Genomic DNA, 13,680 nt, shown 5'->3' with positions numbered 1-13,680 from the left:
CTGCCGGCTGGACAGCAGTATCGCGTAAACTACGTGACCAACGAATGCTCTGAACGAAAGGACGCTCTCTGTGCGCAAGGTTTTCCAGGCTGAACTTCACCAGGTAGGTGAAGAGCTGATTCAGATCGCCACTCTTGTGCAGCAGGCACTGAAGAGCTCCAAGGTCGCTTTCCTCGAAGCGGACGTGCAGGTGGCCGAAGAGGTCATCTCCAACGACGCCCGTATCGACTTCCTCCAGAACGACTTGGACGAGCGCTCCATCGACATCCTGGCGCTGCAGTCCCCCGTTGCCTCCGACCTCCGCATGATCGTGGGCGCCCTGCGAATGAGCGCCTCGCTCGAACGCATGGGTGACTTGGCTCGCCACCTGTCCCAATTGGCACGCATGCGCTTCCCGGAGCCCGTGCTCCCGGAGGCGCTGAGTGATCACTTCGCGGCAATGTTCGACCTTGATCTCCAGTTGATCGAACGGGTGATCTTGGTTCTCGAGGACCGCGACATGACGGTTGCGGACGAGATCTACTCACTGAAGTCCGAGCTCAATCAAAAGCACCAGAGGGTCTTCGACATGCTGGCCGATCCCAACTGGGATTCCTCGGTGCCCACCGCGGTGGACGTCACTCTGGCGTCTCGCTACCTCGAGCGCATCGGCGATCACTGCGTGTCCGTGGCTCGCAAGGTCTCCTACTTGGTCACCGGTGACTGGGCTCCCGTCTCCGACGCACACCCCACCGGCCACGGCCACATCGGCAGCGACACCGGCGAATAATCACGAGTTTCGAAAGAACCCGGCCGCGCTCGCCCGGTATCGACGCGCAGCACGTTGCCGATCCCATCGCAAACCTATGAAGAACGCCCCCACCACGCGGTGGGGGCGTTCTTCGTGTGGTGGAACCGAAAGTTACTTCTTGCCCTGGTTGGCTACGGCCTTGATCGATTCGGCAGCTGCCTCGGGATCCAGGTAGGCACCGCCGATCGTGACCGGCTTGAGGTTGTGGTCCAGCTCGAAGTACAGCGGGATACCGGTGGGGATGTTCAACCCGGCGATGTCCTCGTCGGAAATATCGTCCAGGTGCTTCACGAGCGCCCGCAACGAGTTACCGTGCGCGGCCACGAGCACGGTCTTACCGGCCTTCAGGTCCGGGACGATCTGCTCCTGCCAGTACGGCAGGAAGCGCTCGAGTACGTCCTTGAGGCACTCGGTACGGGGCAGGTCCGCCACGTCCGCGTAGCGGGGGTCACCGGCCTGCGAGAACTCGGAGGAGTCATCCAGTGCGGGAGGCGGGGTGTCGTAGGAACGGCGCCACACCATGAATTGGTCCTCACCGTACTGGTCGCGCACCTGCGTCTTGTCCTTGCCCTGCAGGTCGCCGTAGTGGCGCTCATTCAGGCGCCACGAACGCTTGACGGGAATCCAGTGCCGGTCCGCGGCGTCCAGGGCGATATTGGCCGTGTTGATGGCCCGGCGCAGCAGTGACGTGTGGAGAACGTCCGGTGCGAGGTCGTTGTCCTTGATCAACTCACCACCGCGCTTGGCCTCAGCCCTGCCCTTCTCGGTCAGCGGCACATCCACCCAGCCGGTGAACAGGTTCTTCTCGTTCCACTCCGATTGCCCGTGGCGCAGGAGGATGAGCTTGTGTGTTGCTGAATCATTAGCCATGGCCTCATTCTTCCACCCGCGTGAGCCGTTGGCACGTGTTATTCGCGTGTGTCACCCAGCGCCGTTACAGTGACGATGTGCCAGCCCGCTCCCGCCCCGTAGGAACCGTCACCCGGGGTACCACCAACCCCAATCGATTGCGCCGCGCGGACCGCTATGCCCTCGGCCCGCTGGCCTCCGTGCTCCGCCGCGCGACGGATCCTTTCGTGGTCGATCTGGGCTTCGGAGCGGCCGCCACCACCACGGTCGAGATGAGCGACCGGTTCTTGCGCGTGCGCCCCGATATCGAGGTGGTGGGTGTGGAGATCGATCCGGATCGCGTGGCCGCGGCGCAAGCGTTTTCCCGTCCCGGGTTGAGCTTCCGGCGCGGCGGCTTCGAGATTCCGATTCCCGGCCGCTCCCCCGCGTTCATCCGCGCCTTCAACGTGTTGCGCCAGTACGACGAGCGCGATGTTCCGGCCGCGTGGGAACTCGCGTGTTCACGGTTGGCACCGGGCGGAGTGTTCATGGACGGCACGTGCGACGAGATCGGCCGCAGGGCCACCTGGATCTGCTGCGATGCCACCGGCCCGTTGACCCTGACGATCAGCATGCAGCTCGGGAGCTTCGAGCGCCCGTCGGACGTGGCCGAACGCCTGCCCAAGGCTTTGATTCATCACAACGTGCCCGGCGAGCGCATCCAGCACTTCCTCGCCGCCGCCGACGCCGCGTGGCTGACCCTCGCTCCTCTGGCATCCTTCGGATCCCGGCAACGTTGGTTGGCGATGTGCGCACGGTTGCGCGCCGAGGGTTGGCCCGTGCTGCACCGTGAATCCCGTTGGCGCCTGGGGGAGCTCACGGTCGCGTGGGACGCGGTGAAAACCCACTGAGCGGGCGGTACCGGCACACCGGTGAGGACGGCTTACCAGTAACCGGGATTGCCGGACTCGCTGGACACCGCTGGCTTCACGTCGGCCAGATAGACGCCGGCAATGGTCGCGGCAATCAGCATGAGAATCAATGACCCTTGACCCGGATAGCCGCTGCTGATCAGCGACATGGTGGAGAACACCGCGCTCAGGACGCTCACCACGGCGGCGCCGGCGGTCAACGCCAGCCAAAAGGTCTTGGTCCGTTTCCAGGCGCGCTCGAACTGCGGCGCGGAACGGCGCACGCAGTCCAGGGCGGCCATGAGGCTCAGCGCGGCCACCACCAGCGTGATGGCGTAGTCCAGGTAACTGGCCAGTGCAATGGCCCAGGGGATTGAGGTCACGTTGTTCAGTCTACCGATCTACCAGTTCGTCCAGACCCGCTTTCAGGTCCTCCCACAAGTCATCCACGTTCTCAATTCCCACGGACAGCCGCAACAGGGTGTCCGGTACGGTGTCCGGTTCGTCGTGGTGCCGACGCCGCCGCTCCACCAAGGACTCCACGCCACCCAGGGACGTGGCCGGGGTCCACACACTCAGGCCCTCCACGAGCGTTTGGGTCGCGGCGACGTCGGCGAGCGGGACGAGCGAGATGATCGAACCGAATCCGCCGTCCATCTGGGCCGCAGCGCGTTCGTGACCCGGGTCGCCCGGTAGTCCCGGGTACCGAACCTCGGACACCCCGGGGTGCGCACTGAGCCGACGAGCCAGCTCGGCGGCGCTGGCCATGGAGCGTTCGAGTCGCACGGACAACGTGCGCACGCCACGCAGCGCGAGCCACGCCTCGAAGGGACCGGGGATGGCGCCCTCGAGCGAGCGCTGTTTCTTGAGGTTCGCCCGCAGCTCGGGTGTGGAGCAGACCACGGCGCCCAGAACGACGTCGGAATGGCCGGCCAGGTACTTGGTGACCGAGTGCACCACGAGATCCGCGCCGAGGGTGAGCGGCCGCTGCAGCAGAGGAGTCGCGAACGTGTTGTCCACGCAGGACAGCACACCGGCCTCGCGGGCCGCGGCAAGCACGGCGGGCAGATCGGCAACCTCGAGCATGGGGTTGGTGGGGCTTTCCAGCCACAGGACGTCCGCGCCACGGAGGGCCGCGATCGTGGCGTCGGTATCAGCGACGTCCACGGTGCGTACGGCGAAAATCCCACGCTCCTCGAGCCGGTGAGCCAGCTGGAGGGTCCCCTGGTAGCAGTGCTGAGGCATGACCAGGGTGCCGCCCACGGGAACCAGCGTCAGCACGGACGCAACGGCGGCCATACCGGAGGCGTAGCTGAGCGCGGGAATCGGAGCGTCCTCGAGGTCGGCGAGAACGTCCTCGAACGCCTCCCACGTGGGGTTGGTGAACCGCGCATACGTGCGGTCCCGGTCGTTGAGATCACCGGCACCTCGATAGGTGGAGGTGAGGACCACGGGCGGGTTCACGGGAGCGTCGTGCTCGTGGGCGGGTCGGCCGCCGGAGACGACCACTGTGTCTTTACGCATGGTTCCAGGGTAATGCGCGAGCGCCGCGGCGCTCGCACTGCACCCGGGCAGTTCGGCGTACAGCCTGTCGGTCACACTCGGTACAGTTGAGCGCGTGAATGAGACTGCGCGCGGTGCACTGCTCGTCTTCGAAGGCGGGGACGGGGCCGGGAAATCCACCCAGGTCCGGGCGGTGGCGCGCGCCCTTGAATCCCAGGGGCGCACCGTGGCCCGCACGCGCGAGCCCGGGGGCACTCCCCTGGCCGAATCCGTGCGCGGGCTCGTGCTCGATCCCACCCACGCGCCGGTGGATCCCCACACGGAGGCCCTGTTGTTCGCCTCCGCCCGTGCGGATCACGTGAACCGGTTCATCCGCCCCGCCATCGAGCGCGGTGACGTGGTGATCTCCGACCGGTTCGTGGATTCCTCCGTGGCGTATCAGGGCGCCGCCCGCGGCCTGGGGCTGGGGAACGTCCAGGAACTCAACGAGTGGGCGCTACGCGGTTTGACGCCCGACCTCACCGTGTTGCTGGATGTGGAGACCTCCGTGGCCGAGAGTCGCCGCACCGACCGAGGCTGCTCGGCCGACCGCATGGAGGGTGAGGACCGTGACTTCCACACGGTGGTCAATCAGGCCTTCCGTGAACTCGCCGCCGCCGCGCCGGAGCGGTACCTGGTGTTGAGCGCGGATCAACCCGCCCAGGTCATCACCGATCAGATTCTCAGGCGTCTTGCGGAGGTGCTGCCATGACCGTGTGGGATCAGCTCGTGGGCCAGCATCACGTGGTGGAACAGCTCGAACGCGCCGCCCGGGACAACAACCCCACTCATGCGTGGCTGTTCACCGGCCCACCGGGTTCCGGTCGTTCCACCGCCGCGCGAGCATTGGCTGCGGCGCTGTTGTGCGAACACGGCACCGGCTGCGGTGAGTGTCACGCGTGCCGCACGGCCTTTGCGGGGTCGCACGCGGATGTCATGCACTTCGTCACGGAAAACCCCCAGATCAGCATCGAGGAAGCCCGCGAGCTCGTGGTCAAGGCGCAGGACCGCCCGTCGGTGGGTCAGTGGCGCGTGATGATCGTGGAGGACGCGGACCGGATGACCGAGCGCACCTCCAACGTGATGCTCAAGGCCATCGAAGAACCCCCGCCGCACACCATTTGGTTGCTGTGCGCGCCCTCCCCCATGGATGTGCTGGTGACCATCCGCTCGCGTTGCCGTCCCGTCACCCTGAAAGTTCCTTCCGCCCAGGACGTGGCCCAGCTGCTCGTCAGTCGGCACAGCGTGAGTCAGGAACGCGCCGTTGAATGCGCGCGGCTGGCCCAGTGCCACGTGGGAATCGCCACCCGCCTGGCCCTCTACGACGACGCCCGCACGCGCCGCCAAGAAGTGGTGTCCCTGCCGCTGAACATGCGCGGTGTGACCCAGGCCGTCCGCGCGGCCGACCGGTTGCACCGGCTCGCGGTGGACGAGTCCGCCGCCAACGCGGAAGCCCGTAACGACGAGGAACGCGCGCAGTTGCTCGTGGCCCTCGGTGCACCCGAATCCGGTCGGATGCCGCCCGCGATCCGCGGTGCGCTCAACCGTTTAGAAGCGGATCAAAAACGGCGCTCCCGCCGGATTCAGACGGACACCCTGGACCGTTTCCTGATCGATCTGACCACGTTCTACCGTGACGTGCTCAGCGTGCAGCTGCACACCGGAACCGAACTGATCAACCAGCACCTCACGCGTGACATCCAGGACTACGCCGTCAACAGCAGCGCGGAACAGACCCTGGAACGTATTGATGTGATCAGTGAGACCAGGGACCGGATCCGCACCAATGTCAGCGCGCAACTGGCCTTCGAAGCCATGATGGTCTCGCTCGTCTGAGCGGCACCGAAGGGAAATCCGTGACTCGTACTCCCCCGGCCCGTTGGGTGGCCGCCGCCGTTGCCGTAGCAGCTCTGGCGCTGACCGGCTGCGCTCCGCAGTCTCAGCAGGACTCTGGGTTGGGGGCAGCGTCCCAGGCCGATCCTGACGTCACCGCGGGCACCGATTCCGCGTTGGCCACGTACTACACCCAGGACCTCTCATGGGGTGAGTGCGACTACTCCCAGGAGGATCAGGACGCCGCCAAGAACCTCGAGTGCGCCCGCGTGAGCGTTCCCGTGGATTACGCGAACCCCGGCGCCGGAGACACATTCGTGGAGGTCTCCCGGTTGTCCGCCTCCGAGGACGATCCCCAGGGCACCCTGTTCTTGAACCCCGGAGGTCCCGGCGGGTCCGGGGTGGACATGATGCTGTCCGCGGGCTTCTTCGCCTCGGCCTCGGTACGGGACAACTACGACATCGTGGGTTTCGACCCCCGCGGCGTGGAACGCTCGGACGGCATTGACTGCCTCACCGATCAAGAAATGGACGAGTGGCGAGCCGAGCCCGCGTTCGAACCGGGCACCGAAACGGTGGCCGACATGCGTGCCACGTACGCGCAGATCGGGGCCAAGTGCCACGAGAAGTCATCCCCCGTGGTGGCCCACATGGATACCCAGTCCGTGGCCAAGGACCTGGACGTGCTGCGCGCGGTCTTCGACCAGCCGGCCACCCACTACCTGGGCTTCTCCTACGGCACCGAGATCGGCGCCACCTACGCACACCTGTTCCCGCAGCGCACCGGACGCTTCGTGCTGGACGGCGGCGTGGATCCCACCATGGACGAACGGGCTGTGACGCTGGACCAGGCCAAGGGCTTCGAGGACAACCTCCGGCACTGGGTCCAGGACTGCCAGGATTCGAATAACCGCTGTGCCGTGGGAACTGACGGCGTGGCTGCCGGCATGGAGCAGATCCAGGATCTACTGGCCAAGGTGTCTGACGAGGACATCACCGTGTCCGACGGGCGCCGGATCACGGCCGTGAACGCTGTGGAGGGCATTCTGGTCCCCCTGTACTCCACGGCGTCCTATGCGCAGTTGAACTCCGCACTCGAGAAGGCCTTTGACGGGAACTTCGACGAGCTCATGGGGTACTCGGACTCCAACCACGGCCGGAACTCCTCCGGCGAGTACACCTCGAACGTGTCCGAGGCCTTCACGGCCGTCAATTGTCTGGACACCGTCTCGCGTGGGATCTCCGATCAGGACATGGCGCAAGCCGCAGAGACCATGGCCGAGGAGGCTCCCACGTTCGGGCCGTACCTCAGCTACGGTGACGCCGCATGCCAGGGCTGGCCGGACGAACCCGTCACACCCCTCGATTCCTACGCAGCGGACACCGATGAAACACTGCTCGTGGTGGGCACGACCCACGATCCCGCCACCCCCTACGCATGGTCGGAAGCGCTCGTGGCGGAGCTTGGCAACGCACGACTCCTGACCCATGACGGCTGGGGTCACACCGCGTACGTGTCCGGCGACTCGTGCATCAAGGACGCCGTGGACAATTACCTGGTCTCCGGCACCGTACCGGAACAGGGCGCCACGTGTGGTTAGCTCGCCGGGACCACCGGTAGCCCCAGGGCGCTCAACACGGTGCGGGCCAGTTCATCGCATTGCCTGAAGGGTGCGGAGTTGGCGTGCGGGCGTGCGAACGCACCGACATTCCAGGCGGACGTGAAGTTTCCCGCCGCGAACACCGTGGGCTGCACGGCTCCGGCGCGGTCCACCACCTGAGCAGTGGATTCGACCACGAGCTTGCCGGTACTGACCGTGGCGCCGTCCTCGGTTTCGAAGGTCTGCTCGACTCCTGCTCCGCTCGAATGCACGTGGTGCAGCGCCGGATCAGCGGACGAGACCACCGTGGGCGCGGGCAATCGCGCTTCGATCCAGCTGTTCGCGGAGACATCCGCACCGCCGGCCCGCGAGCGCGCCCGGAACGCCGCAGTTCCCTCGGGCGCGTCCTGGTGTGCCGTGGTGACCTCCAGATCGGGGCCCAGGAACGTGATGAAACCGGCTCGGTGCAGGGCCAGCAACTCTTGGAGGCGATGAGCGGGCGGGCCCGAGTCCACAAAGCTGAAGAAGCCGTGCCACCACCCCGGGACGAGTCGCTGGGATTCATCGTCCAGGTGCTCGAGAGGAACCAACCGGCCCACTTCCATGTAGGTGCGAAGTAGTGCCAGGAAGAGCGCCTGGGTCTCGGAATGATCCGGATGGGTCCGCAGGGTCAGGTCGCGCTCGATGTAGCGCACCAGGGCGTCCTGGACCTGCTGGGGGTCCTCGAAGAACATGTCCTCGAAGGGTCGATCGATCGACGCCAGATCCACGCGATAGCGGGAATCGGGGATGGCCGTGCGCACGAGCCGCTGCAGCTCGTTACTCCCCCAGGAGGCCGCGCGGTATGCGGGTGCGAACTCCTCCCAGCTCATCCGGGCGCGTTCCGGGTGCCCCACGATCAGCTCCCGGTACACGTGGTAACCGAGCTCCTGATTAATGAGCGGCCACAAGTGCTCGTGGAAGTTGAGGGTGTTGTGCTGCTCCAACAACCGGTTCACGGTGTCCGCGGTGATGAAGCGCAAGGGCTCAGGATCGGCGGAGAGCACCGAGGTGATCTTGCTGTGGTACGGGACCCCGCGGCGGGATCCCACAAAGAGCTGGGGCTCCCGGCCGCACGCAACGTAGGTGAGGGGACCGCCGTCGCGAATCCCTTCGCGGGGTTGACCGTCCACCCGCTGCCCGGAGATCTGGAAGCGTCCCCCGCGGCCCTCGTACAGCAGCACCATGAGGTCGATGAAAGCCAACCCCATGCCGGTCACGATCACGCGGTCCCCCGCGCGCACGGGCGAGTAATCGACGTCGTTGGTGTAGGCGGGCGGAGCGTAGAAACCTCCGCGGGCACCGGCCGTGCGTTCGCGGGTCAGCTGGGTGTTGGAGCCCATGCTGTCCGTGTGGCCCACGGTGTAGACCACCGCATCCGAGGCGATGGTCTCGCCCGAATCCAGGTTCACCGTGTGCCCGAGCTCGGTGTCCGTCACGGCAGTGACCGTGGCACGGTGAGTTTCCACGCGCACGTTGGAGGCCGCGTGCTCAACGGTCAGGCGGTAGAACCAGCCCAGATAAAACGATTGCAGTTGCCTGGTGGGAAAGCTTTCCGGACCCAGCTCACGCACCTGGGCCATGATCTCGGGGTCGGTGATCCGGTGGTCGGTGATTTCTCCCGAGAGCACGGCTCGGCACCACTCCAGCAGCGTGGGCCCCTCACGCGCGGGCCCCGCGCACTGCACGGAGCGGTCCGTGAACATGGTGATGTCCTGCGCCATCGAATTGAGTTTCAACAGGGGTGACTGGTCGTAACGCCAGATCCGACCCGCTCCCGGTTCAAAGGGTTCCACCACGTGGACGGTGAGTGGCGCGGCGTCGTGCGGGTAATTGGCGGTGATGCGCTCCAAGACCATGGCCGCACGCGGACCCCCACCCACGAATGTGACGCTGCTTGAGTCCACCGGTGACCTCCAGAACGTTGCGTGCTCCCCCCTGACGGACGGGCACTGCGGACAGTATTCGCCACGCTATCGCCGCGGGCAGTGAGAGCGCAGGTCGGTGTGACGCTCTGTGACAGCGTGTGAAGAATCAAGTCAGCCGGCTGGAATCAACCGCGGTGGCGGCGGCACCATGGATGGGAGTGCCCGGTCGCTCAACCATGTCCGGGACCGTTGTCGACAGAGGGTAGGTCATGAGCAGCTCACCGCGCAGAGTTCACCTGGCGGCGCATTTTCCGGGCGTCAACAACACCACGATTTGGTCCGATCCGCGCAGTGAAAGCCACATTGCGGTGGATTCGTTCATTCACATGGCGCGGACCGCCGAGCGAGGCCTCATGGATTTCCTGTTCCTGGCCGAAGGGCTGCGGCTGCGCGAGATGAACGGCAAGATCTATGACCTCGACGTCATGGGCCGCCCGGACACCCTCACGGTGCTGTCGGCCGTGGCCGCAGCCACCGAGCGCATTGGCCTGGCCGGAACGCTGACCGCCACCTTCCATGAGCCGTACGAGCTGGCGCGGCAATTCGCGACCCTGGATCACCTCTCCGGTGGCCGTGCCGCGTGGAACGTGGTGACCAGCCCCGATGCGTTTACGGGTGAGAACTTCCGCCGCGGCGGCTACCTCCCCTACCCCCGGCGGTACCAGCGCGCCGAGGACTTCATTGACGCCGCCCGGCAGTTGTGGGAATCCTGGCCCGCCTCCGCGCAGGACGCGGACGAAACCGCGGGTGCCTACGAACACCACAGCGAATTCTTCGATATCTCCGGTCGTTTCGACGTGCCCCGCAGCCCCCAGGTTCACCCGGTGATCTTCCAGGCCGGGGATTCGGATTCGGGCCGTGAGTTCGCCGCGGGCTCCGCCGACGTGATCTTCACGCGCCACTCCGAGCTGGAGGACGGCAAGGCCTTTTACAAGGACACCAAGGGCCGCCTCGCCAAGTACGGCCGCGCCGAGGACGACCTGCGCATCTACCCGGGCGTCTCCTATGTCCTGGGTGACACGGACGCCGACGCCGCCGAACGCGCCCGGGAGCAGGCCTACGCCCAGCACTCCGGTGCCACCGCGATCGCCACACTGGAACGCGTGTGGAACACGGACCTCTCCTCGTTCGATCCGGACGGCCCGCTCCCCGACTTCGACCCCGTGCTGGACGGCCCCGAGGTCTCCCAGGGCCGCGTCAAGCACGTCAAGGACCCGGTGGCCACGGCACAGCGCTGGCGCGAGATCGCCCAGGCCGAGAACCTGTCCATCCGCGACCTGGTGGTGCGTGAGGCTCCCGGTGTCGCCTTTGTCGGCTCCGCGGACACCGTGGCCCGGCAGATGAACCAGTACATCCAGGAGCGGGCCGCGGACGGTTTCATCCTGATTCCCACCGTGGTGCCGGGTGGCCTCGACGAATTCGTGGACTCCGTGGTCCCCCGGTTGCAGGAAATGGGTGTGTACCCCGATTCCTATGCGGAGGAGGACCCCACGCTGCGCACCACCATGGAGCTGGGCGGCTACCGTCCCGCCACCGAATGGTCGCGGGCACGCTCTACCGCCCGCGCCGCAGCTACCAATGGTCAGGAGGCCTGATATGAGCACCCCTACGTTCGTGATCGCCGCGCGCATCACACCCCGGCCGGGAATCGATCGCGTGGCTCCCGCAGAATATTTCTCCGGTGCCGCCCTTCGTCAGGCCGCCGTCGAGGCGGAGACCGCCGGTGCCGCGTTCGTGCTACTCGATGACGAGCTGGACACCGCACCCGCCTCCGGGCCCGCGGCGGGCCGGTTGTCCGCGCTGCAGACGGCCGCGTGGTTGGGCCCCCGGACCAGTTCCGTGGGCCTGGTCCCCACCCTGCGCACGACCCACACCGAGCCGTTCCTGATGGGCACCGAGAGCGCGTCCCTGGATTGGGCCACGCACGGCCGCGCCGGTGTTGTCTTCGCGCCCTCTTTGGGGGCCGACGCCGCCGCCAACGTCGGTCGACGCGCCGCACCTTCTCCGGAGGCCGCCTGGGCGGAAACCGCGGACGTCATCGACGTGGTTCGCAGGTTGTGGGATTCGTGGGAGGCGGACGCGGAGATCCGCGATCAAACCACCGGCCGGTTCGTGGACCGCTCCAAGCTGCACTACGTGGACTTCAGCGGAACCGATTCCGCGGGTGAGGAGTTCACCGTGAAGGGGCCCTCGATCGTCCCTCGCCCCACGCAGGGGCACCTTCCGGTTTTCGTAGAACGTACCGCGGATGTTTCCCTCGAAGATCTGCGCGCCGCGGTGGAACACGCCGACGCCGTTCTGCTCCCGGTGGAGTCCGTGGGCCCCGAGACCCTCACGGTTCTCGAGTGGAACCCGTCCGCCCGCGTGTTCGTCGTGATCGACGCAGACTCGGCTGCTCTCGATCCGGAACTGGTGGCGAGCTGGGTTCAGGTCGGTGTGAGCGGCGTCGTCCTGGAAACGGGGCCCTACGACGTGGAACTGGCGATCCGGGCGGCCGCTGGGGTGATCCCGGAGCTGGTCGGCACTGACCCTGCACCCACGGAAGGTTCCACCCTGCGCGAGCGGCTGGGGCTGCCACGGGCGAAGAACCGCTACGCCAACGCCTGAGGTAGCAAAAACCCCGCTGATTGGGGCCCGAGCGGCGTTGTCTGCTACTGTCTTGGGTGCATCTGAACCATGCTCGGTTCTGCTGCGCCACCTTAGCTCAGTCGGTAGAGCAATTCCCTCGTAAAGAATAGGTCGCCGGTTCGATTCCGGCAGGTGGCTCGATGAGCAAAGACCCCGTTCTCCTGGATGACCAGGAGAACGGGGTCTTTTGGCAGCTGCTCGCCCCTGTGAGGCCGCCTCTCCGACGATCAGCGACCTGGCCTCGAGACCACGGGCAGCAGGTCAAGGGAGTTCGACGATTGGGGAGTACTGCGAGGAGTCTCCTTCGAGGGAGTGACTGCGCTGCCCGTGGACCCCGACCGGGACGTCCCCGGCCACGGTGATCCGGTTCAGTTTCCGCGGGGCGCGGTCGTAGTTGTCGATCGCGTAGTGCTGGGTGATCCGGTTGTCGAAGACCACCACCTGCCCCGGCTCCCACCCCACCCGGACCACGTGCTCGGGACGGGTGACGTGCGCCTGGAGAAGCCGCAGCAGGTCCGCGGACTCGTGGGCGGAGACCCCGAGGATCCGCAGCCGCTGGGCGAAGGCTCCGATGAACAACCCCTTCTCCCCTGTCAGCGGGTGCACCCGTACCACGGGGTGGACCGTGCGGAAGGTCTGGGACACAAAGGCCTGCTGGTACTGCTGCTCCTTCTCCCCCTGCACCGTCCGGGGCCGAATGTAGTCCGAGGCATTGGTGTGCTCGGCCCACAAAGTCTGCGCCAAGTGCTGCAGCTCCCGCGGTAGGGACTTGTAGGCGGCGGCAGTGTTGGCGATCAGGGTCTCCCCGCCGTACGGGGGCAGCACCACCGCCCGCAAAGTGGATATCTGCGGCGGGTTGATCACAAAGGTGACATCGGTGTGCCACTGGTTGGCCACCGCCTCCTCACTGTCCACGGGTAGCACCGTCTTGGGAGTGCCCTCGTGGAAGGTCACGGTGGGGTGGGCGGTGGTCAGCGGTCCGAAGTGGGCCGCAAAGGCCTCTTGCTGGGCATCGGAGCTGATCCCGGCGTCGGTGAAGACCAACGCCTTGTGCTCGTTCAGCGCCGCCCGGATCGCGGACACCGTGCCTTCCTCCAGGGGCCCGGACAAGTCCAGGCCCTCGATCCGGGCGCCGATGTGCTGCCCAAGTTTTTTCAGGCGCAGGCCGGTATCGGTGGTCGTCGCGGGGGCTGTGGTGGTGGTCATGGGGTTTCCTCGCAAGGTGCAGAAGTGTGGGCGGGAGGACGGCATCGCGGAGTGGGCACGTCCCAATGCGATGGGATGGCCGAGGGCTGAGAGGGCGGCATCTGTAGACAGCGGCCATGCTTTAAGACCGGCTCGTCAGGGCCTTCGTGAGAAGCGACAACAGCGCTGCGGATCGACAAACATGGCTTCACCCTAGAGGTGTGGGCGCCGACCCCCAAGGGTCCTGTAACAATTTGACAAATACGTTCTACGGCGTGGTCGTACTGGATTCGGGGGCGCGGAACGGGCTGTGCATGCGGTTGTCAGCCGCTGTGGTAGGCGGGCTGCGCTCAGCCGGTCAGCGTGCCGTCCAGCATGGTGACCTCACGGTCGGC

12 protein-coding genes and 1 tRNA gene are annotated in these 13,680 nt (G+C 66.3%); 8 read left to right on the top strand and 5 right to left on the bottom strand.

What is annotated here, in order from left to right; all coding sequences use genetic code 11:
* Window positions 1–70 precede the first annotated feature (70 nt).
* On the top strand, window positions 71–769 hold the full coding sequence (phoU, locus tag Q4E95_RS02680) for a phosphate signaling complex protein PhoU (RefSeq protein ID WP_303381829.1): 699 nt from the start codon (window positions 71–73) through the stop codon (window positions 767–769).
* A gap of 132 nt (window positions 770–901) precedes the next feature.
* On the opposite strand, the gene Q4E95_RS02675 is transcribed toward phoU, so the two are convergent.
* Window positions 902–1,660, bottom strand: a complete 759-nt coding sequence (locus tag Q4E95_RS02675) for a phosphoglyceromutase (RefSeq protein WP_303381828.1) — start codon at window positions 1,658–1,660, stop codon at window positions 902–904.
* Between the two features lie 77 nt (window positions 1,661–1,737).
* Between Q4E95_RS02675 and Q4E95_RS02670 the strand changes: the two genes are divergently transcribed.
* Entirely contained in the window at window positions 1,738–2,529 is a 792-nt protein-coding gene (locus tag Q4E95_RS02670) for a trans-aconitate 2-methyltransferase (protein ID WP_303381827.1), read from the top strand.
* 32 nt (window positions 2,530–2,561) lie between these two features.
* On the opposite strand, the gene Q4E95_RS02665 is transcribed toward Q4E95_RS02670, so the two are convergent.
* Together Q4E95_RS02665 and Q4E95_RS02660 are read right to left on the bottom strand one after the other, a co-directional pair.
* Window positions 2,562–2,912 (bottom strand): DUF2516 family protein, encoded by a 351-nt coding sequence (locus tag Q4E95_RS02665; RefSeq protein ID WP_303381826.1) that lies wholly within the window; start codon window positions 2,910–2,912, stop codon window positions 2,562–2,564.
* 10 nt (window positions 2,913–2,922) lie between these two features.
* Window positions 2,923–4,053, bottom strand: a complete 1,131-nt coding sequence (locus Q4E95_RS02660; protein ID WP_303381825.1) for a PLP-dependent aspartate aminotransferase family protein — start codon at window positions 4,051–4,053, stop codon at window positions 2,923–2,925.
* 94 nt (window positions 4,054–4,147) lie between these two features.
* Here Q4E95_RS02660 and tmk point away from each other — a divergent pair, with 94 nt between their 5' ends.
* Genes tmk through Q4E95_RS02645 form a run of 3 tightly spaced genes read left to right on the top strand, consistent with a single transcriptional unit; the run spans window position 4,148 to window position 7,505 of the window.
* A complete protein-coding gene (tmk, locus tag Q4E95_RS02655; RefSeq protein ID WP_303381824.1) occupies window positions 4,148–4,783 on the top strand; it encodes a dTMP kinase in 636 nt (211 codons plus the stop codon).
* Window positions 4,780–5,907: a DNA polymerase III subunit delta' gene (locus Q4E95_RS02650; RefSeq protein WP_303381823.1), complete on the top strand. Its 1,128-nt coding sequence runs from the start codon at window positions 4,780–4,782 to the stop codon at window positions 5,905–5,907. The genes tmk and Q4E95_RS02650 overlap by 4 nt, the downstream gene beginning before the upstream one ends.
* 20 nt (window positions 5,908–5,927) lie before the next feature.
* A complete protein-coding gene (locus tag Q4E95_RS02645) occupies window positions 5,928–7,505 on the top strand; it encodes an alpha/beta hydrolase (RefSeq protein WP_303381822.1) in 1,578 nt (525 codons plus the stop codon).
* On the opposite strand, the gene Q4E95_RS02640 is transcribed toward Q4E95_RS02645, so the two are convergent.
* Window positions 7,502–9,451 carry an FAD/NAD(P)-binding domain-containing protein gene (locus Q4E95_RS02640; protein ID WP_303381821.1) on the bottom strand — a complete coding sequence of 650 codons (1,950 nt, stop codon included), beginning with the start codon at window positions 9,449–9,451 and terminating at the stop codon, window positions 7,502–7,504. The two genes, Q4E95_RS02645 and Q4E95_RS02640, sit on opposite strands and share 4 nt — an antisense overlap.
* 230 nt (window positions 9,452–9,681) lie before the next feature.
* On the opposite strand from Q4E95_RS02640, the gene Q4E95_RS02635 reads away from it, so the two are divergent.
* The 3 genes from Q4E95_RS02635 to Q4E95_RS02625 all read left to right on the top strand — a co-directional run bounded on the left by Q4E95_RS02635 (window position 9,682) and on the right by Q4E95_RS02625 (window position 12,238).
* Entirely contained in the window at window positions 9,682–11,067 is a 1,386-nt protein-coding gene (locus Q4E95_RS02635) for an NtaA/DmoA family FMN-dependent monooxygenase (RefSeq protein WP_303381820.1), read from the top strand.
* A 1-nt stretch (window position 11,068) separates the two neighbouring features.
* The gene (locus Q4E95_RS02630) at window positions 11,069–12,079 is read left to right on the top strand and encodes an LLM class flavin-dependent oxidoreductase (RefSeq protein ID WP_303381819.1); all 1,011 of its coding nucleotides are present in this window, start codon (window positions 11,069–11,071) and stop codon (window positions 12,077–12,079) included.
* A gap of 86 nt (window positions 12,080–12,165) precedes the next feature.
* Window positions 12,166–12,238, top strand: a tRNA-Thr gene (locus tag Q4E95_RS02625).
* Window positions 12,239–12,361: 123 nt separating this feature from the next.
* On the opposite strand, the gene Q4E95_RS02620 is transcribed toward Q4E95_RS02625, so the two are convergent.
* Window positions 12,362–13,306, bottom strand: coding sequence for a TauD/TfdA family dioxygenase (locus Q4E95_RS02620; RefSeq protein ID WP_303381818.1), 945 nt, complete (start codon window positions 13,304–13,306; stop codon window positions 12,362–12,364).
* Window positions 13,307–13,680: the final 374 nt, after the last annotated feature.

Source organism: Kocuria sp. (assembly GCF_030536815.1).
In the GTDB taxonomy this organism is placed as follows: domain Bacteria; phylum Actinomycetota; class Actinomycetes; order Actinomycetales; family Micrococcaceae; genus Kocuria; species Kocuria gwangalliensis.
The sequence above is the reverse complement of the archived record's forward strand: the minus strand, read 5'-3'. Positions and strand labels throughout refer to the sequence as shown.

What these genes read in the sequence shown, in the direction of transcription:
- Q4E95_RS02660 (WP_303381825.1), bottom strand. Translation starts at nt 4,053, where the DNA reads ATGCGTAAAGACACAGTGGTCGTCTCCGGCGGCCGACCCGCCCACGAG.
- Q4E95_RS02675 (WP_303381828.1), bottom strand. Translation starts at nt 1,660, where the DNA reads ATGGCTAATGATTCAGCAACACACAAGCTCATCCTCCTGCGCCACGGG.
- Q4E95_RS02635 (WP_303381820.1), top strand. Translation starts at nt 9,682, where the DNA reads ATGAGCAGCTCACCGCGCAGAGTTCACCTGGCGGCGCATTTTCCGGGC.
- Q4E95_RS02650 (WP_303381823.1), top strand. Translation starts at nt 4,780, where the DNA reads ATGACCGTGTGGGATCAGCTCGTGGGCCAGCATCACGTGGTGGAACAG.
- Q4E95_RS02620 (WP_303381818.1), bottom strand. Translation starts at nt 13,306, where the DNA reads ATGACCACCACCACAGCCCCCGCGACGACCACCGATACCGGCCTGCGC.
- Q4E95_RS02630 (WP_303381819.1), top strand. Translation starts at nt 11,069, where the DNA reads ATGAGCACCCCTACGTTCGTGATCGCCGCGCGCATCACACCCCGGCCG.